Source organism: Ruegeria sp. HKCCA5763, from assembly GCF_013034545.1.
Classification (GTDB): Bacteria; Pseudomonadota; Alphaproteobacteria; order Rhodobacterales; family Rhodobacteraceae; genus Ruegeria.
The window spans coordinates 107,868-126,852 of sequence record NZ_WQGF01000008.1 but is presented as its reverse complement, the minus strand read 5'-3'; the positions used below and the strand labels follow the sequence as shown (position 1 = coordinate 126,852).

The 18,985-nt window shown below is 57.9% G+C and carries 20 protein-coding genes and 1 pseudogene; 9 read left to right on the top strand and 12 right to left on the bottom strand.

Translation table 11 applies throughout. The features are described 5' to 3' along the window. The first annotated feature begins 51 nt into the window (after positions 1–51). Together GOV89_RS14705 and GOV89_RS14700 are read left to right on the top strand one after the other, a co-directional pair. Positions 52–1,764 carry a tetratricopeptide repeat protein gene (locus tag GOV89_RS14705; protein ID WP_371809111.1) on the top strand — a complete coding sequence of 571 codons (1,713 nt, stop codon included), beginning with the start codon at positions 52–54 and terminating at the stop codon, positions 1,762–1,764. Then, positions 1,754–2,575 (top strand): 4-(cytidine 5'-diphospho)-2-C-methyl-D-erythritol kinase, encoded by an 822-nt coding sequence (locus GOV89_RS14700; RefSeq protein WP_171179083.1) that lies wholly within the window; start codon positions 1,754–1,756, stop codon positions 2,573–2,575. The genes GOV89_RS14705 and GOV89_RS14700 overlap by 11 nt, the downstream gene beginning before the upstream one ends. Here the strand turns inward: GOV89_RS14700 and GOV89_RS14695 are convergent. Continuing rightward, positions 2,568–3,566 (bottom strand): polyprenyl synthetase family protein, encoded by a 999-nt coding sequence (locus GOV89_RS14695; RefSeq protein ID WP_171179085.1) that lies wholly within the window; start codon positions 3,564–3,566, stop codon positions 2,568–2,570. The genes GOV89_RS14700 and GOV89_RS14695 overlap by 8 nt on opposite strands. A 56-nt stretch (positions 3,567–3,622) precedes the next feature. Here GOV89_RS14695 and GOV89_RS14690 point away from each other — a divergent pair, with 56 nt between their 5' ends. From GOV89_RS14690 to GOV89_RS14680, 3 genes are all read left to right on the top strand, one after another. Further along, positions 3,623–3,838, top strand: a complete 216-nt coding sequence (locus tag GOV89_RS14690; protein ID WP_050604033.1) for a DUF2007 domain-containing protein — start codon at positions 3,623–3,625, stop codon at positions 3,836–3,838. Then, positions 3,835–4,599, top strand: a complete 765-nt coding sequence (locus tag GOV89_RS14685) for a tRNA1(Val) (adenine(37)-N6)-methyltransferase (RefSeq protein ID WP_171179087.1) — start codon at positions 3,835–3,837, stop codon at positions 4,597–4,599. The genes GOV89_RS14690 and GOV89_RS14685 overlap by 4 nt, the downstream gene beginning before the upstream one ends. 132 nt (positions 4,600–4,731) lie before the next feature. After that, positions 4,732–4,896, top strand: a complete 165-nt coding sequence (locus tag GOV89_RS14680) for a YdcH family protein (protein WP_083445267.1) — start codon at positions 4,732–4,734, stop codon at positions 4,894–4,896. On the opposite strand, the pseudogene GOV89_RS22870 reads toward GOV89_RS14680, so the two are convergent. From GOV89_RS22870 to GOV89_RS14635, 10 genes and pseudogenes are all read right to left on the bottom strand, one after another. Then, positions 4,893–5,105, bottom strand: a pseudogene (locus GOV89_RS22870) (EamA family transporter); the annotation flags it as partial. The gene GOV89_RS14680 and the pseudogene GOV89_RS22870 overlap by 4 nt on opposite strands. 140 nt (positions 5,106–5,245) lie before the next feature. Next, the gene (locus GOV89_RS14675; protein WP_171179089.1) at positions 5,246–6,193 is read right to left on the bottom strand and encodes a transcriptional regulator GcvA; all 948 of its coding nucleotides are present in this window, start codon (positions 6,191–6,193) and stop codon (positions 5,246–5,248) included. 298 nt (positions 6,194–6,491) lie between these two features. Further along, the gene (gene phbB / locus GOV89_RS14670) at positions 6,492–7,214 is read right to left on the bottom strand and encodes an acetoacetyl-CoA reductase (protein ID WP_171093728.1); all 723 of its coding nucleotides are present in this window, start codon (positions 7,212–7,214) and stop codon (positions 6,492–6,494) included. A 187-nt stretch (positions 7,215–7,401) separates the two neighbouring features. Next, a complete protein-coding gene (locus tag GOV89_RS14665) occupies positions 7,402–8,577 on the bottom strand; it encodes an acetyl-CoA C-acetyltransferase (RefSeq protein WP_171238500.1) in 1,176 nt (391 codons plus the stop codon). A 190-nt stretch (positions 8,578–8,767) separates the two neighbouring features. Further along, positions 8,768–9,601 (bottom strand): EAL domain-containing protein, encoded by an 834-nt coding sequence (locus tag GOV89_RS14660; protein ID WP_171238499.1) that lies wholly within the window; start codon positions 9,599–9,601, stop codon positions 8,768–8,770. A 111-nt stretch (positions 9,602–9,712) separates the two neighbouring features. Then, positions 9,713–9,901 (bottom strand): hypothetical protein, encoded by a 189-nt coding sequence (locus GOV89_RS14655; RefSeq protein ID WP_171179092.1) that lies wholly within the window; start codon positions 9,899–9,901, stop codon positions 9,713–9,715. Positions 9,902–9,992: 91 nt separating this feature from the next. Next, on the bottom strand, positions 9,993–10,964 hold the full coding sequence (locus GOV89_RS14650; protein WP_171238498.1) for a sterol desaturase family protein: 972 nt from the start codon (positions 10,962–10,964) through the stop codon (positions 9,993–9,995). After that, the gene (locus GOV89_RS14645) at positions 10,961–11,347 is read right to left on the bottom strand and encodes a hypothetical protein (RefSeq protein ID WP_171238497.1); all 387 of its coding nucleotides are present in this window, start codon (positions 11,345–11,347) and stop codon (positions 10,961–10,963) included. The genes GOV89_RS14650 and GOV89_RS14645 overlap by 4 nt, the downstream gene beginning before the upstream one ends. Before the next feature lie 59 nt (positions 11,348–11,406). Then, complete coding sequence (locus GOV89_RS14640) at positions 11,407–11,736, bottom strand: hypothetical protein (RefSeq protein WP_171179097.1); 330 nt, start codon at positions 11,734–11,736, stop codon at positions 11,407–11,409. A 91-nt stretch (positions 11,737–11,827) separates the two neighbouring features. Continuing rightward, complete coding sequence (locus GOV89_RS14635; RefSeq protein WP_171179099.1) at positions 11,828–12,394, bottom strand: TlpA disulfide reductase family protein; 567 nt, start codon at positions 12,392–12,394, stop codon at positions 11,828–11,830. Between the two features lie 21 nt (positions 12,395–12,415). Here GOV89_RS14635 and argH point away from each other — a divergent pair, with 21 nt between their 5' ends. The 4 genes from argH to GOV89_RS14615 all read left to right on the top strand — a co-directional run bounded on the left by argH (position 12,416) and on the right by GOV89_RS14615 (position 18,154). Further along, on the top strand, positions 12,416–13,804 hold the full coding sequence (gene argH, locus GOV89_RS14630; RefSeq protein ID WP_171238496.1) for an argininosuccinate lyase: 1,389 nt from the start codon (positions 12,416–12,418) through the stop codon (positions 13,802–13,804). Further along, complete coding sequence (locus GOV89_RS14625; protein WP_171093711.1) at positions 13,804–14,001, top strand: argininosuccinate lyase; 198 nt, start codon at positions 13,804–13,806, stop codon at positions 13,999–14,001. Before argH ends, GOV89_RS14625 begins: the two co-directional genes overlap by 1 nt. Before the next feature lie 304 nt (positions 14,002–14,305). Further along, a complete protein-coding gene (gene lysA / locus GOV89_RS14620) occupies positions 14,306–15,571 on the top strand; it encodes a diaminopimelate decarboxylase (protein WP_171238495.1) in 1,266 nt (421 codons plus the stop codon). Between the two features lie 90 nt (positions 15,572–15,661). After that, on the top strand, positions 15,662–18,154 hold the full coding sequence (locus GOV89_RS14615; protein WP_171238523.1) for a TIGR02302 family protein: 2,493 nt from the start codon (positions 15,662–15,664) through the stop codon (positions 18,152–18,154). 3 nt (positions 18,155–18,157) lie between these two features. Here the strand turns inward: GOV89_RS14615 and GOV89_RS14610 are convergent, their stop codons facing one another. Beyond that, complete coding sequence (locus GOV89_RS14610) at positions 18,158–18,871, bottom strand: zinc-ribbon domain-containing protein (protein ID WP_171179106.1); 714 nt, start codon at positions 18,869–18,871, stop codon at positions 18,158–18,160. Positions 18,872–18,985: the final 114 nt, after the last annotated feature.

The following is an 18,985-nucleotide window of genomic DNA, read 5'->3' as shown; positions in this document are numbered from 1 at the left end:
AGCCGAAGCCCTAGCTTGATGGTCAGTCAATGATAGCAAGGCAGGATTTCGGTGGTTTCCCTGGTTCGTCGCGCGGCGCTGTCCGTGCTTCTCATGTCGTCGGTCGCAGTTCCGGCGTTCTCTGACTCGGGCGCAGGGTCGTATCTGGCCGGGCGACAGGCGATCTACGAAAGTGATTATGCCGCAGCCGAGCGCTATTATGCCCAAGCCCTGAAGTTCGATTCCCAAAATCCGCTGCTGTTGGAAAGCGTTGTCGTGGCGCGTTTGGCGTTGGGCGAAGTTGATCGTGCCTTGCCGGTTGCCGAGCAGATCGAACAGGCAAATCTGCCCAGTCAGGCCGCGCGTATGGCAATTGCGGCAAATCTGATTGTAGATGGCAAATACGACGTCCTTTTAGCGCGGAACCCCGAAACTCAGGGTGTCGGGCCGTTGGTGGATGGGTTGATGACCGCCTGGGCTCATTTGGCGCAGGGCGAAATGACAAAGGCGATGGAACAGTTCGAAACCGTTGCCACGCAAGACGGACTGAAAGAGTTTGCGTTGTACCACAAGGCAATGGCATTGGCCTCGATCGGCGACTTTGAAGGCGCCGAGGTGATCTTTGCGGACAATGAAGGTGCGGTGGCGCGTTTCACGCGTCGTGCGGCTTTGGCGCGAACCGAGGTGCTGTCTCAGCTGGATCGGAACGAAGACGCCTTACAGTTCCTCGAAGACGTCTTTGTGGCGGGTAGCGACCCGACAATAGAAACCTATACCAGCCAACTTGAGGCAGGTGAAACGCTGCCCTTCACGCATGTCCGTTCTGCGCAGGACGGTATGGCCGAAATTTTCTTTTCCGTTGGGGCCGCGCTGAACGCTGAGGCGTCGCCGGACTACGTTCTTCTTTACACACGGTTGGCCAGTTTTCTGCGCCCCGATCATGTGGACGCCATTTTGCTGAGTGCAGATCTTCTGGATCAACTGGAGCAGTATGATCTGGCAGTTGCCGCCTATCGCATGGTTCCGGCAGACAGCAATGATCACCACGCGGCCGAGCTGGGCCGGGCCGAGGTTCTGGACCGCTCAGGTAAAACCGATGCTGCCGTGGAAGTGCTGCAAAATCTGGCGGCGCAGGATCCTGACCTTCCGGGTGTGCATGTGGCCTTGGCTGACCTGCAGCGGCGTCAGGAAAACTATCAGGCGGCAGTAACGTCCTATGATACGGCGATTGCGCTGACCGATAACGCGGCGGGGGGTAACTGGTTCCTGCATTATGCCCGTGGCATCAGCCATGAGCGGTTGAAGCAGTGGGACCAGGCCGAAGCTGATTTCCGGCGCGCGCTTGAGCTGAACCCGGATCAGCCGCAGGTGTTGAATTATCTGGGCTATTCCCTTGTTGAGCGCAAAGAGAAGCTGGATGAAGCGCTGGACATGATTCAACGCGCTGTGGCAGCCCGCCCGGACAGTGGCTACATCGTCGACAGCTTGGGCTGGGTCCTGTTCCGTCTGGGTCGTTATGACGAGGCTGTTGAACAGATGGAACGCGCCGTTGAGCTGATGCCGGTCGATCCGGTGGTGAATGATCATCTGGGCGATGTCTACTGGGCCGTGGGACGGTCGCGTGAGGCCGAATTCCAATGGAAGCGGGCCCTGTCTTTCATTGATCCCGAAGATACAGATGGTGAAGCCGACCCTGAGCGCATTCGCCGCAAGATCGAGGTTGGGCTGGATGCCGTTCTGGCCGAAGAAGGTTCGGAACCTTTGAAGGTCGCCAATGGCAACTAAGGCGTTTGCGCCCGCCAAGATCAATCTGACCCTGCATGTCACTGGCCGTCGAGATGACGGCTATCATCTGTTGGATTCTCTGGTAGTTTTTGCGGATTTGGGTGATCAGCTGACATTTAACTCCGGCCCTGTGCTTTCCATGGAGGTGGGCGGAGAATTCGCCGATGGGGTACCCAAGGACAAACGCAATCTGGTGTGGAAAGCAGCCGAGGGCGTCGGGTGGACCGGGCAAATCGAGCTGCGCAAATCTCTGCCCCACGGGGCGGGGATCGGTGGCGGTTCGTCGGACGCCGCCGCAACGCTTTGTGCCTTGGCGCAGCAAGGCCATGCCGTTCCACCGGATTTACCCTTGTCACTGGGGGCAGATGTGCCCGTCTGTCAGAAGGGCCGAGCGATCAGAATGCAAGGCATTGGTGATCAACTGGTTGCTGTAAACCTTCCGCACTTGCCCGCTTTGTTGGTCAACCCGAATGTGCATGTGCCAACGGGGGCCGTGTTCAACGCTCTGGCGAGCAGAGACAATCCGGCTATGCCTGAGAACATCCCCGAGTTTCAAAACGCCAACGACTGTGCCTTGTGGCTAAGCGATCAGCGAAACGATCTGGAAGTGCCTGCCATGGGCGCTGCGCGCGAGATAGAACAGGTTCTGGACGAGCTGCAATCGACCAACCGCGCCCTTATCACGCGTATGTCGGGGTCGGGGTCAACCTGCTTTGCGCTGTATCCGACGATGAAAGACGCGCATTTCGCTGCTTATGAGATTGGCGCAGCCCATCCTGATTGGTGGTGCCGCGCCACTCAGCTTAACTGAGGCGCGAAACCACGTAATCTGCCAGTTCTCGCAGCAGGCTGCGAATCTCATGATCCGGCAGAACCTCAAGCGATGCCTTGGCTTTGTTGGCCCAGCCCAAGGCGTCTTGCCGGGTTTGTTCCAGCGTGGCATATTTGCCCATTAGCCCCAGCGCGTGATCAAGATCGCCGTCCTGTTGGCGGCCTTTTTCAATCGTGCGCTCCCAGAACGCGCGTTCTTCGGGCGTCGCTTGGGCCACGGCTTTGATCACCGGAAGAGTCAGCTTACGCTCGCGGAAATCATCACCCACGTTCTTGCCGGTTGCCTTGCTGTCTCCCTGATAGTCCAGCAGATCATCCGCAATCTGGAATGCAATGCCCAGTGAGTCGCCATAGTCGAACAATGCTTTGACCTGTTCTTCCGACGCGCCAGCGATCACACCACCGACCTCAGTCGCGGCGGAAAACAGTGCGGCTGTCTTGCCACGTACGACCTGCAGATAAACATCTTCGTCCGTACGCAGATCAGTTGCAGCGGTCATTTGCAGCACTTCACCTTCGGCAATCGTAGCCGAAGCGTTGGCAAGAATGTCCAAAACGCGCAGCGACCCAGTCTCGACCATCAGCTGGAAGCTGCGAGAAAATAGGTAATCGCCGACCAGAACGCTGGATTTGTTGTCCCACAGCAGATTTGCGGTCGGGCGACCGCGCCGCTGGGCGCTTTCGTCAACAACGTCGTCATGCAGCAGTGTCGCGGTGTGAATAAACTCGACCGTGGCGGCAAGGCGCACGTGGTGGTCGCCGGTATAGCCAAACAACTGCGCGGCGGCCAATGTCAGCATTGGGCGCAGACGCTTCCCACCTGCTTCCACCAGATGCCGGGTAACTTCCGGAATACGCGGCGCGTGGTCCGACGCCATTCGCGTACGGATCAAGCCATTCACGGCCTCCATCTCACCCGCCAAAAGTTCAGCGAGGCGCTCATGCGGTTTTGAGATCACGTCGACGGTCATCAAACTCCTGATACAAGGCTCGACTTCCACCTCGCCTTGCCCTTACATCCATCCCCATGAAAGAACTACTGCGCAGTACCGATCCGACAATCCTGGCCTTTGCATCCGCTCTCCTTGAAGGCGAGGATATAGACTGCTTTCAGATGGACGTAAATATGAGCATCCTCGAAGGCGGTATCGGAATCTTCCCCCGGCGCCTCATGGTGCGGGCCGAGGATCTGACCCGCGCTGAACGTGTTATGCGCGATAATGAGATTCCGCTGGGCCGATGACCCGCTTTGATGACAATGATTTGACCTGCAACGATTTCCTGGGTGGCCGGATTCGACTGCTGCAACCCGCCTCAGGTTATCGCGCCGGAATAGACCCGGTTTTACTGGCGGCATCAGTGCCGGCCAGTGCCGATCAGTCGGTTTTGGAGCTGGGATGTGGCGCGGGCGCCGCCATTCTGTGCCTGTCTGCGCGGGTGCCGGGCCTGCACCTGACAGGAATTGAATTGCAGCCTGCGTATGCCGATTTGGCGCGCCGGAATGCGGAAATGAACAGCGTGAAGCTGGATTTGATTGAGGCTGATCTGACCGCCTTGCCGACCGAGATTCGACAGCGCCAGTTTGATCACATCATTGCCAACCCCCCATATTACCGCGCCGGAGCGCATAGCCGGGCCAGCGATGCAGGACGAAGCATTGCTTTGGGCGAGGACACCCCTCTGAGCGACTGGATATCAGTGGCGGCCAAGCGTCTGGCCCCGCAAGGGTATCTGCACATGATTCAAAAGGCAGACCGCTTGCCGGATATGATAGTGGCCTGCGCGGATAAACTGGGCTCAGTTGAAGTGTTGCCGCTCTGCGCGCGCGCAGGTCGACAGGCGGAATTGGTCATTTTGCGGGCCCGCAAAGGGGGGCGTGCGGCATTTCGCCTCCATGCGCCATTGATTCTGCACGCGGGCGAGCGCCATGAAATGGACGGCGAAAGCTATACAGACCAGATCGTGGCAGTCCTGAGACACGCCGCGCCGTTGCCCCGGTTCTGACGGCGATCGGCAATGACCAGCCGATTTTGTCGGATTTATTACAGATTCTGTGCTTGTGCAGCGTGACAGGGTGGAAACGATGTGGTCAACTTCTTACGTGAACTACAGACACGTAAACCAAGGAGGATCGCAATGAGCGTGAGCGCACATCTGACGGAACTGAAGAAAAAGCACGAATCTCTCGGTCTCGAAGTGGAACAAGCCCAACGCTCGCCGGGCATTGATGATCTTCATATTGCTCAGTTGAAAAAACAGAAACTTAAGCTGAAAGAAGAGATCGAACGCCTGTCTGCCTAAGATTTCAGGCTGGAGCGGGCCGCGATCAAGGCCCCGCCAGTGATCAACAAGGTCGCGATCGCAAGCCCTCAGGATGAGGCGGCGGTCCCGGCCACAACTAAAGCCAGCGTTGACAACAAAGAGGCCGCGTAAGACGAGGCTCCAAGAATTTGAATGTCGCCTTGCATGACCTCGACGTCCCGCACATAGAACGCTAGCCCGACAGGCCCAGCGCACTCCAATCGTTCCGTCAATCGCGAAGCAGGTCGTGTTCCATAGTAGGGTTGGCGCAGGTTCGGATTCGAATGTGAATTTGTCAAATAATGCCCATAATAAAGCGGCCAAAAATCCGATTTCCGCTGCATTTTAGTTACGAGGTGGAAACCTCTTTAATCGGTATGATTTCAAACTCATCTGATATATGCGCGGTTTTTTCGATCTCGGTCAGGAACCAATCTCGGAAGGCCGCGATCTGAGGCTTTTTCTCGGCTCCAGGCAGGCATAAAAACCGGAATCGGCCTTGTGTTTCCAAGGCCACTTTGAAGGGTGCGACCAAGCGGCCTTCGGTCAGATCTTTGAGAATCATGGCGCGTCGTCCAAGCGCCACTCCGACACCGGCGACAGCGGCGTCAATTGCGTGATCGGCATTTGAAAAATGCGCGCCATGAGTCGGGGTGAAATCGACCCCCATGGCGCGGAACCAAGCGGGCCAGTCGCAGGGCGGGGTCAGAAAACTGATCGAATCGTCATGGATCAATGGGGCGTGTCGCAGGCTTTCCGGGGTGTCGAATTGTTCCGCCAGTTCCGGTGTCATGACCGGGGTAAGCCATTCTTTTCTGACCGGTACGGAATAAAGCCCTTCATCTGCAGAATTGCCAAAGCGGATGGCGACATCCACATCGTCCCGCTCAAGGTCCATGTTGCGCAGCGTGGCTGAGAACTTCAGATCGATCTCAGGATGGGCGCGGGCAAACTCGTAGAGCCGTGGTGCCAGCCATTTGGCCGTCAATGCAGGACCGGCTGTGACGGTCAAGCTGGTGTCGTTCTCTTGCCTGCGCACGGCGCGCCACGCAGCTTGCAATGCGGCAAAGCCTTCCGCTGTACCGGGTGCCAGGGTTCGACCGGCCTCAGTCAGCTCTACGGCGCGGTTCAGTCGGTGAAACAGAGGTCGGCCCAGATGTTCTTCAAGCGATTTGATCTGAAAAGACAGGGCCGCTGGCGTCACATGCAGCTCTGCCGCCGCCTTCGCGAAAGACATATGCCGGGCTGCGGCGTCAAACGCACGGAGCGCGGTCAGCGGGGGAAGATAGTCGCTCATAGTGAAGTAAAACTTAACTGAAAGTCCAAGAAAGCTCGTTTGTAGCTTTCATAAGTAACCTTCATATTCGCCTTAGGTCAAATAAAACTGATTTGAATAGGAGACAGCCATGATCGAGATGACGACAAATCCCGCCGCGCAGATGGCGATCCTGCGCGCCCATCAAGAACGCAGCCGTGTCATTTGGCAATTCTGGAAGCGCATTTTCGGTTCCCGCTGATCGCAGCGCGCGCGATCTTACGGGATAGAAAAGGGCCGGTCCAAAAGGACCGGCCCGTTTTGTCTTCTGACAAATGAATCAGACGAAGAACTGCGCACCGTTGGCCGAGATGGTCGAGCCATTGATGAATTGGGAATCGTCCGAGGCCAGGAACGCCACGCAGCGTGCGATTTCCTCAGGTTCACCCAAACGACCTGCCGGAATCTGACCGATGATGGATTCGCGGACCTTTTCCGGTACGGCCATAACCATCTCGGTTGCGATGTAGCCGGGGCAGATTGCATTGGCTGTAATACCCGCGCGCGCACCTTCCTGCGCCAGGGACTTTACGATGCCCAGGTCGCCAGCTTTGGTCGCGGCATAGTTCACCTGAGCAAACTGACCTTTCTGACCGTTGATCGAGCTGATGACGATGACGCGGCCAAATTTACGCTCGCGCATGCCGGGCCAGACGGGGTGTACGGTGTTGAAGACACCGGTCAGGTTGGTGTCAATCACGTCTTTCCACTGATCGGGCGTCATTTTGTGGAATGGCGCATCGCGCGTAATGCCTGCGTTGGCAACAACGATGTCGATGGGGCCAACCTCGGCTTCGACTTTCTCGATACCCGCTTTGGATTCGTCATAATCGGCGACGTTCCACTTGTAGGTCTTGATGCCGGTTTCTTCGGTGAATTTCGCGGCGGCTTCGTCATTGCCTGCATAGGTAGCGGCAACATTGTATCCTTCGGCTTTGAGCGCCTTGGAAATTGCTGCGCCAATGCCGCGGGAACCGCCGGTGACGAGTGCTGTACGTGCCATTTATGACTCCTTCAATTTTAGTCGTCTTGGTAATGCTGTTACTCTGAGAGGTGATCGTGCGCAATATTGTTTCGTTGTGGATTTGACCTTTTTAGGTAGCAATATCGTCGCATCCAACGGGTAAGACCCTGTTGTAACAAAAAAGGGCGCCCAAGGGACGCCCTTTGTTATTCAGGTGTCAACGCACTTAGTCGCGCTCCACACACAGGGCGACACCCATGCCGCCACCGATGCAAAGGGTCGCCAGACCCTTCTTGGCATCGCGGCGCTTCATTTCGAACAGAAGCGTGTTCAGGACACGGCAGCCCGACGCGCCGATCGGATGCCCGATGGCGATTGCGCCGCCGTTGACGTTAACGATCGACGGATCCCAGCCCATGTCCTTGTTTACGGCGCAGGCCTGCGCGGCAAAGGCTTCGTTGGCTTCAACCAGATCCAAATCGTCAACCGACCAGCCTGCCTTTTCCAGCGCCTTGCGCGAGGCATAGATCGGGCCAACACCCATGATCGACGGGTCCAGACCGGCGGTTGCGTAAGAGGCGATGCGGGCGAGGGGCTCGATCCCACGCTTTTCGGCGTTTTCTGCTGACATCAGCAGGGTCGCCGCCGCGCCGTCATTCAGGCCGGAAGCGTTCGCCGCAGTAACCGAGCCATCCTTTGTGAAGGCCGGGCGCAGCTTTGCCATGGCTTCCATGGTTGCGCCGTGGCGGATGTATTCGTCCTTGTCCATCACGATATCGCCCTTGCGGGTCTTGATGGTGAAGGGCACGATTTCATCTGCGAATTTGCCAGCCTTTTGGGCGGCTTCGGCCTTGTTCTGCGAAGCAACAGCAAATTCATCCTGCATGTCGCGGCTGATCTGCCATTTCTCGGCAACGTTCTCGGCAGTCTGACCCATGTGATAGCCGTTGAAGGCATCCCACAAACCGTCGCGGATCATCGTGTCGATATACTTCATGTCGCCCATCTTGTGACCGGCGCGCAGGGCAGCGGCATGGGGCGACAGTGTCATGTTTTCCTGACCACCGGCGGCAACGATCTCGGAGTCACCCAGCTGGATGTGCTGGGCACCCAGTGCGACAGCGCGCAGGCCCGAACCACACACCTGGTTGACGCCCCAGGCTGCGCTTTCCTGCGGCAAACCGGCATTGATATGCGCCTGGCGTGCAGGGTTCTGGCCTTGGGCGGCAGTCAGAACCTGACCCATGATTGTTTCGCTAACCTCGCCTTTGTCCACACCGGCGCGTTCGACAACTGCTTCCAGGACGGCAGCGCCCAGATCATGTGCAGGGGTGTTCGCAAACGAACCACTGAAGCTGCCGACACCTGTGCGTGCGGCGGATGCGATTACTACGTTGGTCATATGATCAGTCCTTTACCGTCATGGGCCAGCGGAATTTCTGACGGCGCAGGCCGAGAGGAGCCCCCCTCGAAACAAGAGCGCCCCGTGATCCCCGCTCAAGTACTCATGCAATAGCCTAATGCTGCACATGCAGCAACGGTCAGCTTGTCTCAGCGTTGTAAAAGCACGAATTTTTCTGATTGACCCGTGGTCAACTTCTTGTTTTTGAAGCGCTTTCCTGCTTCCAGGGGGCAGCGACACTTGGCGCGCCAAACAAGTACCCTTGCAGGCAATCCACGCCGCTGGCTGTCAAAAACGCAGCGTCTTCGCGTGTTTCAACCGATTCGGCGGTGACCAAAATTTCAAACTCCCGAGCCACTGCGATCAGAGCACGCACAAGTGTCTGATTGTCTGGGTTGTTGCTGATACCCCTGACAAACTGCCCATCAATTTTGGCGGCATCGAACAAGAATTCACGAAAGTGGCGAAAGCAAAAATTACTGGCACCGAAGTCATCCAGGGCAAAGGCAATGCCGCGATCCTGTAAACGGTCCATAAAGTCGATCACCAATTCCGGTACTTGCATGGCCGAGCCTTCCGAAATTTCAAGGATCAGCCGCTCGCCCAGTGCGGCGTCACGCTTGAGGAACCGATCCAGGGTTGCCGACCACCTAGAATACCCGATCGAGCGGGCGGACATATTGATCGATAGCCTAATCTCAGGGTTTCTCACCAGTGTTCGCAACCCAAACTCCAGCGCAACGCAATCCAGATCCCGGCCAATCGGGGTGTTTTCGAGTTGCGGCATGAACTCGCGCGCAGGAATAACCCTCCCTGTTTCGTCCAGCACACGAATGAACCCTTCATAAAACGCAACGCCGTTAGGAGCGTTTGCCTGCATGACCGGTTGAAAAGCCAACTTGCACTGTTTGTGCTTCACCGCATCGGTTGCCATCTGCACAATCGAACGATCGCGAGTCGACACCGCAGCGTTCAGCGGGCTTTCTGACCCATCGGGCACATTAAGTTGTTTCTTGTTTCCCATAGCGCCGATTCCCATCAGCCCGTGACAGACGGTATGTCCGGGGCAGGTGTTTCGACACAGTTTCGGGGTAAACAGATGAATCTGCGGTTAAGGAGCCAGAAGATTCAGGATTTATCGAGAGATGCTCCAAGCGCGGGCAAGGGACGAAGCCGCACTCAGCACCGCTCCTACTACGCCTGTAACCATCAAAGCAAAGCCCAAGGCGATCCATGCCGGTGCAGTGCTGTTCAACGCTGTAATCATCGCGAGCAAAAGGCCGGACAACCCGACATAGGTTGAAATGACTGCCAAACGGTTCATGCCGACCCTCCTTCACTCTTGACCACAGATGAGTAGCGATATGGCCTGCGAAGCCTGAATTTCAAGGGCGGCGGGTGCGCGTTCGCCGGTGTCAGACCCGCTCTGCCTGTCCAGTGGGCAGTTTTTTGTCGAAATGTTCAAACCCGGGCGTTCCGCAATCTTCTGGATGACGGGCCAGATGTTTGGCCTTGATCTGTTCCGAGCTGTCGCGGCTGCCATCGTGGCTGTATCCCGGCGGGGCAAAGCAATAAGCCAGCCGTTGGCGCAGTGTCAGACCGGGCTGGGTCGCGTCACGCCAGATGCCGACCCATTCGTGAAAGGCCACGCGCAACGGGTTGAAAGTACCGATATTGTGAACCAGTCCGAAATCGACACGGTCGTTCTCTTGCTCAGGGACAAAGGTTCCGAACATCTTGTCCCAGATGATGAAGACGCCCGCATAATTGCAATCAAGATACCTTGCATTCCGGCCGTGATGGGCGCGGTGGTGACTAGGGGTGTTCATAATGGCCTCGAACCAACGGGGCATCTTTCCGATGGCCTCGGTGTGAATCCAGAACTGATAGATCAGGTTCAATCCACCGACAAACAGGACCAGGGCCGGATGGAACCCGATCAGGATCAATGGCGCGCGCACGACCATCATAAGCGTAAAGGTATAGGACCAGGGCTGCCGCAAAGCGGTGGTCAGGTTGTAGTGCTGTGAGCTGTGGTGATTGACGTGGTTTGCCCAAACCCAGCGGATGCGGTGGCCAAAACGGTGCACCCAGTAGTAACGGAAATCGTCCAGCACAAAGCACAGAATGATCACCGGGATCGACGTGCCGAGATCCAGCGGTGTGATCTGCCACAGCCACATGAAAAAGCCATAAGCAATGAAGCCCAGCAGAAACCCGGACGCGATATTGCCTGCGCCCATGATCAACGAAGTTACGGCATCACGCGTTTCGTATCTCCCGCCTTTGCCTTTGACGGCGATCCACAAAAATTCCGCCAAGATCGCGGCCACAAAAAAGGGAACCGCCCACTGAACGGCATCGGGGAAACTGATCTGGTCGGTCATTCGGGCTCCATCAGGTGACGCCAGTGGGCGCGCTCTATTTCGTCCAGGTGGATAAGAGTGCCGGGGGTGTCGAAGTCGTGAAACTGGATTTCAAAGCCTTCGGGGCGTTCGATCCAATCGAAATCCAGCAAATGCCGGGCCACAGTGTCGGCACCGAAGGACCACAGCAGTCCTGCGCCGGTTTCGGTACGCACCAGTGCCGCGTGACGGTCATTCGAGATCGTGACATCAATGATGGTGTCGTCCGGTGCATGCCGCAGCCATTGTGCGCGTGCGGTTTCGGGTGTCAGCACAAAAGGCTCCGAATGGCCCGTCAGATGCAAAAGCAATGTGATTCCGGCGATTCCTCCGACCACCAGAACCAATAGTATTTCCGACGGCATCCCATCCTCCTGCGGACACCCTGCAAAGACACGTTGGGGCTGTCAAAGGTGGCGTTGCGTCAGGTACGTTCCAGACGTTCCAGAATTTCGTACTGAACAACACGTTGGACAAAAGGCACCAGCCCATCAGGACCTGATGCCCGATCCTTGAGGTGGATGCAGATATCCGGACGACGGGCGGCAATAATGCCAACCATCTCTCCGCGAATCGTGTCATCCAGACCTGCCCCCAAAATGGCGCAGGTGATCCGAGGTTCGGCATCCAACTGCTTTCGAACTTCGTCGGTGTCATGCGCGCCCAGCCATTGAATCGGCAAGTGATCCAGTTGTCTGGCCACATCGCCGATCACGTTTGGCAGCTTCCCAATCAAAAGAACCACCGGTTTCATCGCAGCCTCCTTCCCATAAGGGCACAAACGAAAACCGGCCCATTTGGGCCGGTTCGAGTGTAGCACAAACAGGTGGTAACCGCGCTATTCGTCAGCTATTTGCTTCTACAAGTGTCGAGATGATCGTTTTGGCGCTGTCCGAGTTCCATTCGGCATCCCCGATCAGGCGGGCGATTTCCTGGCCTTCGGGATCCAGTATGACCGTGATCGGAAGCGCGATCACGCCAAACTCGCGCGCGGCCGCCGAGCTTGGGTCCTGATGGCGGGGCAAATTGGCAATACCGTTCTCTTCAAAGAACTTTTCGATCCCGGCGGGCGAGTTTCGGCCGGTCGCCAAAGTCAGGACCTGAAACTTGTCGCCTCCGAACTCTTCCTGCAGTTCCGCGATCTGAGGCATTTCCTTGCGGCAAGGCGCACACCAGGTGGCCCAGAAATTCAGCAGTACGTATTTGCCTTCGTAATCTGCAAGCGTACCGACGCCACCCTCATCTTCCAGCTGGAATTCGATGGATTTGGCAGGCTTGGGCTCTTTATGCAGGATCAAGCGCTTCAGGCTGTCTTCCCGCAGCGGTGCCAGCGTCTCGGCATCGGTGGCCAAAGCGGCGTTTGCACCCAGCGCAAGGGCCATATAAAGGGGGATCAGACGAAATAGGCGCATATCAACTCCGGGTTTTCTTACATGACCGATCAATCCTCGAACCAGATGTGGGGCGGCCGCTTTGCCGCCGGTCCAGACGCGATCATGGAGGCGATCAACGCCTCGATCGGTTTCGATCAGCGGATGGCAGCCCAGGACATCGCAGGCTCGCGCGCCCATGCCGCCATGCTGGCTGCCACAGGCGTTATAAGTGATAGTGACGCCGAAGCTATTCGGGAAGGGCTGCTCACCGTTTTGTCAGAAATCCAGAAAGGGGAATTTCAATTCTCGACCGCATTGGAAGACATCCACATGAATGTGGAAGCGCGGTTGAAAGAGGTGATTGGTGAGCCGGCAGGCCGTCTGCACACAGGTCGTTCGCGCAATGACCAGGTGGCGACTGATTTCAAACTCTGGGTCCGGGATCAGTTGGACGCAGCCGAAACCGGCCTGCTGGCACTCATCCGCGCGCTTTTGGCGCAGGCTCAGGCTGGGGCCGATTGGGTCATGCCCGGTTTCACGCACCTGCAAACAGCGCAGCCGGTGACATGGGGCCACCATATGATGGCCTATGTCGAGATGTTTGGCCGCGACCTGTCCCGCGTTCGTGATGCGCGCGCGCGCATGAACGAATCTCCGCTGGGGGCTGCAGCACTGGCCGGAACATCGTTCCCCATCGACCGCCACATGACGGCCGAGGCACTGGGCTTCGACCGTCCTGCTGCAAACTCGCTGGATGCGGTCAGTGATCGCGACTTTGCGTTGGAATTCCTGTCGACCGCGTCTATCTGCGCCGTCCACCTGTCTCGTTTTGCCGAGGAACTTGTGATTTGGTCCTCGGCTCAGTTCCGGTTTGTGACCCTATCCGACCGCTTCTCGACCGGCTCGTCGATCATGCCGCAGAAGAAGAACCCCGACGCGGCCGAGCTGATCCGCGCCAAGGTGGGGCGTATCTTTGGGGCCAACACGGCGCTGATGATGGTGATGAAGGGTCTGCCGCTGGCCTATTCCAAAGACATGCAGGAAGACAAAGAACAGGTCTTTGACGCTGCCGATAACTGGATGCTGGCGCTGGCGGCGATGGAGGGCATGGTCAAGGATATGACCGCCAATCAAGATAGCCTGGCTGCTGCTGCGGGGTCCGGTTTTTCGACCGCCACCGATCTGGCTGACTGGTTGGTGCGGGTTTTGGGCCTGCCGTTCCGCGATGCACACCATGTTACCGGGTCGCTGGTGGCCATGGCCGAAAGCAAAGGCTGCGACCTGCCTGATCTGACGCTGGAGGATATGCAATCGGTTCACGCGGAAATCACCGATGACGTCTATTCTGTTCTTACCGTGCAAAACTCGGTAAACTCGCGCCAATCTTACGGCGGCACGGCCCCTGATCAGGTGCGTGCCCAGATCGAACGATGGAAGGCAATGGTGTGATGACAGCTGTTCGTGTGGTGGCGATCGTGGTGTCCGGCCTGATACTAGCCGGATGCGGGGCCGATGGTGAACCGTCGCAGCCCACTGCGGTACAGCCTACGGCCAGCGCCACGATTGGGGTCGGTACCAGCGGGACCTATGTTGCAGGGGGCGTTGGTCTTAGCCGCGGGCCGCTGGGTATCTATCTGGGGTTCTGAACCTTTTGATATTGCACACCTAGGCCCGTTACCCCACTTAGGACGCGTGCAACAACGCGTAGATCCTCTCAACGAAAAGACACTGACATGAGAACAGTTGGACTGATTTTGGCATTTGCGGCGCTGGCGGCATGTGAACCCTCGTCCGCGCGACGCCCCGAGCCTGCGGCAGAGCCGAAGCAATCTGGCAGCGGTATTTCAATCTCCGGCTATGGTCGGGTTGGAGTTTCCACCACAAATTAACGGGACTTCTGAGTGCGGAATCCATTGATCCGCAGTCGCCTTCTGGTCTAAGCGCGCGGGTATGGATCATTTTCTCTACCGCGACGGCGCGCTTTTCGCCGAGGATGTCCCTGTTTCCGAAATCGCTGCAGCGGTCGGAACCCCTTTTTACGTCTATTCGACGGCGACACTGCTGCGACATTTCAAGCTGTTTGATGATGCGCTGGACGGCACTGATCATCTGGTTTGCTACGCGATGAAAGCGGCCAGCAACCAGGCCATATTGAAGACTCTGGCGCAGGCGGGGGCAGGAATGGATGTGGTCTCGGGCGGGGAGTATTTGCGGGCCAAAGCCGCAGGCGTTCCAGGCGACAAGATCGTCTTTTCGGGGGTTGGCAAAACGGCGGACGAGATTCGTACCGCGCTGACAGGTGGAATCCGCCAGTTCAACGTTGAGTCCGAGCCAGAGATGGACGTGATCAACGCGGTCGCACTGGAGCTGGGCGTTGTGGCGCCGATCACTGTTCGGGTGAACCCGGACGTGGATGCCAAGACCCACGCCAAGATTGCAACCGGCAAGTCCGAAAACAAGTTCGGCATTCCGATTGCACGCGCGTCCGAGGTTTATGCCCATGCTGCCAACCTGCCGGGGCTGGAGGTGATCGGGATCGACGTCCATATCGGTTCGCAATTGACCGAGCTTGAGCCGTTCGAGCTTGCTTATACCAAGGTTGCTGAACTGACCGAACAGTTGCGGGCTGAAGGTCACAATATTCGCCGCCTCGATCTTGGGGGCGGGTTGGGCATCCCCTACACCCGTTCGAATGACGCGCCGCCGCTTCCGTTGGAATACGGCGCACTGATCAAGAAGACACTCGGACATCTAGATTGTGAGATCGAGATTGAACCGGGCCGCCTTATCGCGGGCAATGCCGGGTTGATGGTTAGCAAGGTGATTTACGTGAAGTCAGGCGAAGGTCGCGATTTTCTTATCCTCGATGGGGCCATGAACGACCTGATCCGCCCGGCAATGTACGAGGCGCATCACGACATCGTTGCGGTGCAGGAACCAGCGGCCGGGGTTGAACAGCAACCCTATGACATAGTGGGCCCCGTGTGCGAATCGGGGGATACCTTTGCCAAGCAGCGCAATATGCCGCCTTTGAAATCAGGGGATCTGATCGCCTTCCGCAGCGCAGGCGCGTACGGAGCGGTTATGGCCAGCGAATACAACACCCGCCCCCTGATCCCCGAAGTTTTGGTCAATGGTGATCAATTTGCAGTCATTCGTGAACGGCCAAGCTTTGACGAAATCATAAACCGCGATACCATACCTTCGTGGCTCTGATGCGATAACCGTGCGGGCCCAACCCGGAGGCCCGTCTTGACCAACAGATCGAACCTGCCCATCCCGCGCCTGTCCTTGTGGTTGACCCACATGGGTATGGTGGCTGAACAGGTATTGCGTGCGTTCTGGCCGCTGTTCTCGATCCTGATGGTCCTGCTTGCAGCGCTGATGCTGGGTCTGCAAGACCAATTCGCCGTTGAGGTCGTTTGGGGCGCGGGCGCGCTTTCGTTGATTTCGATTGTTGTGGCGGGTGTTTGGGGGCTGAAAAGAGTTAGCCTACCGTCTCGTGCGGATGCGCTCATGCGGTTGGATGAGACGCTGCCCGGTCGTCCGATCCAGGCCCTTTTGGACGATCAGGCGATTGGGTCCACAGATCAGGATTCGGTCGCACTGTGGCAGGCCCACAAAGACCGGATGGCTCAGCGCGCCGCTGCTGCTGCTCCAGCCAAACCTGACCTGCGGCTGGCGTCGCGTGATCCTTACGCGCTGCGCTATGCAGCGCTGTTGGCTTTTGTGGTGGCGGTTCTCTTCGGCTCTTTGTGGCGCGTGGGGTCGGTGGCCGATATGGCGCCCGGAAGCGCAAATGCGGGGCAAGGCCCGACATGGGAAGGATGGGTTGAACCCCCAAGATATACGGGTTTACCGACGCTTTACTTGGCCGATCAAGCAGACGGCCAGTTGTCAGTTCCAAAAGGCAGCCGCATAACTTTGAGGATGTATGGTGAGGTCGGCGCACATAGCCTGTCCGAAAACAGCTCGGTCGTGGGCACTCAGGCCGCAACCAATCCCGAACAGGAATTTGTGGCTGAACGTTCTGGCCAGATGCGTATCGATGGCCCTGCAGGTCGCGAATGGGCCGTACAGGTCATTGACGATGCGACCCCGAAGATCGCGGTTGCCGGATCTGCCGAAGCAGAGGCAGGCGGGCAAATGAAACTGCCCTTTGTTGCCAGTGACGATTATGGCGTGGTGTCGGGCTCGGCCCGGATCGAACTGGATCTGGCATCGGTGGATCGCCGCCATGGGTTGGCGACCAAGCCCGAGCCGCGAGAGGTGATTGAGATCGAACTGCCAATGCCGATCACCGGTGACCGTGCCGATTTCAGCGAAGATCTGATCGAAGACTTTTCACAGCATCCCTGGGCTCACCTGCCGGTGAAGATCACGTTGATGGCCGTGGATGCGGCTGATCAGCAGTCGGCGTCCGAGCCATTTTTGACTGCCTTGCCAGCCCGTCGATTCTTTGACCCTTTAGCGGCAGCGGTGATCGAACAGCGGCGTGATCTGCTCTGGTCGCGGTCCAACGCGCCGCGCGTGGCGCAGCTGTTGCGGGCTGTCTCTCATCTGCCAGAGGATCTGTTTCGGTCAGACACCGCTTACTTGCGCTTGCGTGTGGTTTTGCGGCGGCTGGAAGCCTTCCAGACATACGGAGCGCTGAACCCAGAGCAGCAGGAAGAGATCGCGCAAGCCCTGTGGGACCTGGCTGTGTTGATCGAGGATGGCACCTTGGCGGACGCTCTGGAGCGGATGCGTCGCGCGCAGGAGCGTTTGACCGAAGCGATGCAAAACGGGGCCAGCGACGAAGAAATCGCCGAGCTTATGCAAGAGCTTCGCGAAGCGACGCAGGATTATCTGCAGCAGCTACAACGTCTTGCTCAGCAGAATGGTCAGGAAGGTGAAATCCAGCCTGGTCAGAGTGGCGAGACCCTTCAAATGTCGCAGGATGACCTGCAGCGCATGATGGACCGCATTCAGGAACTGATGGAACAGGGCCGTATGGCCGAAGCCCAGCAGGCGCTGGAAGAGTTCCAGCAGATGATGGAAAACATGCGCGTGACCCAAGGCCAGGGGCAAGGCCAACAATCCGAAGGGCAGCAGGCTATGGAAGGTCTGGCTGAAACTCTGCGCGAACAGCAAGGTCTCAGCGATCAGGCGTTCCGCGACTTGCAAGAACAGTTCAACCCCGGTGCGCAATCCGGTGAAAGCCAAGGCAACGAAGGCCGCAATGGCGGGCTTGGCCGGGGGCAAAGCCACGAAGGCCAGGGTGGTCAGGGTCAAGGCTCGGATCAGGCCGGAGAGGGCGAGCAGGGGCAGGGATCACTGGCGGACCGTCAGCAGGCCCTGCGCAATGAACTGAATCGCCAGCAACAGAATTTGCCAGGCGCGGGGACGCCTGAAGGAGACGCCGCGCGTGATGCGCTTGGCCGCGCCGGGCGCGCCATGGACGAGGCGGAACAGGCCTTACGAGGAAACGATCTGGCCGAAGCCATCGACCGCCAGTCTGAGGCCATGGAAGCCCTGCGTGAAGGGATGCGTTCATTAGGCGAGGCTATGGCCCAGAACCAGCAGAACCAGCCGGGTCAGGGCACGCAGGAAGGCGAAGCGCAAGCCAATAGCCGCGATCCCTTGGGTCGAAACCCTGGGGCCGGTGGTTCAATCTCAACCGACGAAAACCTGCTGCAGGGCGAAGATGTCTATCGCCGGGCGCGCGAGTTGTTGGATGAAATCCGTCGCCGGACCGGAGAAACGGACCGCCCCGAGATCGAGTTGGAATACCTCAAACGTCTGTTGGAGCGGTTCTGAACCTCAGTTCGGAGCTCCGGCCTGAGCTTCAAGCCAGATCCGCGCCTGATCCACCAGAGACACGTAAGAGCTGAGCAGTGGGTCGGCCTGTGGCACGGCCTCTCCGATCTGCTGTGCGTTGCCATAGATCAGATACAGAACCACGCCGATGATCAGCATCAGCGCAAAACCGCGCAGGAACCCGCCTGATTTGCGGGGCGGCGGAGGGGTCTCTTCCGCTTCGGTCGCGCGCATACTGGAATTGATTGCTTCGACATCGGGCAGTGCATCTTTTTGGCCAGCGTCAACAGCGGTTTCCGAAGCGGCAGGCCGCTTGGGCTTGACCTTGGGTTCCGGCGGTTGGTCCAAACCCAGATCAGGCTGGCTTTCCAGGTTGCTGCCTTCTTTTGCGCGCAATTCGGCTTCGCGGGCCGCTTCTGCTTTTAGAATGTCGGCGACGGACGGATCGACATTGCCCGCAGGCGCAGCAGTGTCTTCCGCCGCAGGGGTCGCGTCTTCCGCAGTTACAGCCTCTTTTGCGGGCTCTGCCTGGGTTGTGGCCTCCTCCTCAGCAGGGGGATGTGCGTCTTCAGCCGGTGCGGCTGCAGGTTCTTCCTGGTGCTTGGGCTGAAACCAGGTCTTATCACAGTTGGAACACTGCACGTCACGACCTTCCTCGGGAATAACCTCGTCAGGAACCTCGTACTGCGCACCGCAATTCGGACATGTAAGACGCATGCTGCCTCCCCGGCCGGGCGATGGGCCGATAATAGTTTTTTCAGGGATGATATTCCGTTAAGACCCATCAGCAAAGGGCGTTTTCGGTTTCATGGGCCAAGTGTCACCAATTGG

Coding starts and splice junctions, on each gene's coding strand:
- GOV89_RS14700 (WP_171179083.1), top strand. CDS start 1,754: ATGGCAACTAAGGCGTTTGCGCCCGCCAAGATCAATCTGACCCTGCAT.
- GOV89_RS14695 (WP_171179085.1), bottom strand. CDS start 3,566: ATGACCGTCGACGTGATCTCAAAACCGCATGAGCGCCTCGCTGAACTT.
- GOV89_RS14690 (WP_050604033.1), top strand. CDS start 3,623: ATGAAAGAACTACTGCGCAGTACCGATCCGACAATCCTGGCCTTTGCA.
- GOV89_RS14685 (WP_171179087.1), top strand. CDS start 3,835: ATGACCCGCTTTGATGACAATGATTTGACCTGCAACGATTTCCTGGGT.
- GOV89_RS14680 (WP_083445267.1), top strand. CDS start 4,732: ATGAGCGTGAGCGCACATCTGACGGAACTGAAGAAAAAGCACGAATCT.
- GOV89_RS14675 (WP_171179089.1), bottom strand. CDS start 6,193: ATGAGCGACTATCTTCCCCCGCTGACCGCGCTCCGTGCGTTTGACGCC.
- phbB (WP_171093728.1), bottom strand. CDS start 7,214: ATGGCACGTACAGCACTCGTCACCGGCGGTTCCCGCGGCATTGGCGCA.
- GOV89_RS14665 (WP_171238500.1), bottom strand. CDS start 8,577: ATGACCAACGTAGTAATCGCATCCGCCGCACGCACAGGTGTCGGCAGC.
- GOV89_RS14660 (WP_171238499.1), bottom strand. CDS start 9,601: ATGGGAAACAAGAAACAACTTAATGTGCCCGATGGGTCAGAAAGCCCG.
- GOV89_RS14655 (WP_171179092.1), bottom strand. CDS start 9,901: ATGAACCGTTTGGCAGTCATTTCAACCTATGTCGGGTTGTCCGGCCTT.
- GOV89_RS14650 (WP_171238498.1), bottom strand. CDS start 10,964: ATGACCGACCAGATCAGTTTCCCCGATGCCGTTCAGTGGGCGGTTCCC.
- GOV89_RS14645 (WP_171238497.1), bottom strand. CDS start 11,347: ATGCCGTCGGAAATACTATTGGTTCTGGTGGTCGGAGGAATCGCCGGA.
- GOV89_RS14640 (WP_171179097.1), bottom strand. CDS start 11,736: ATGAAACCGGTGGTTCTTTTGATTGGGAAGCTGCCAAACGTGATCGGC.
- GOV89_RS14635 (WP_171179099.1), bottom strand. CDS start 12,394: ATGCGCCTATTTCGTCTGATCCCCCTTTATATGGCCCTTGCGCTGGGT.
- argH (WP_171238496.1), top strand. CDS start 12,416: ATGACCGATCAATCCTCGAACCAGATGTGGGGCGGCCGCTTTGCCGCC.
- GOV89_RS14625 (WP_171093711.1), top strand. CDS start 13,804: ATGACAGCTGTTCGTGTGGTGGCGATCGTGGTGTCCGGCCTGATACTA.
- lysA (WP_171238495.1), top strand. CDS start 14,306: ATGGATCATTTTCTCTACCGCGACGGCGCGCTTTTCGCCGAGGATGTC.
- GOV89_RS14615 (WP_171238523.1), top strand. CDS start 15,662: ATGGGTATGGTGGCTGAACAGGTATTGCGTGCGTTCTGGCCGCTGTTC.
- GOV89_RS14610 (WP_171179106.1), bottom strand. CDS start 18,871: ATGCGTCTTACATGTCCGAATTGCGGTGCGCAGTACGAGGTTCCTGAC.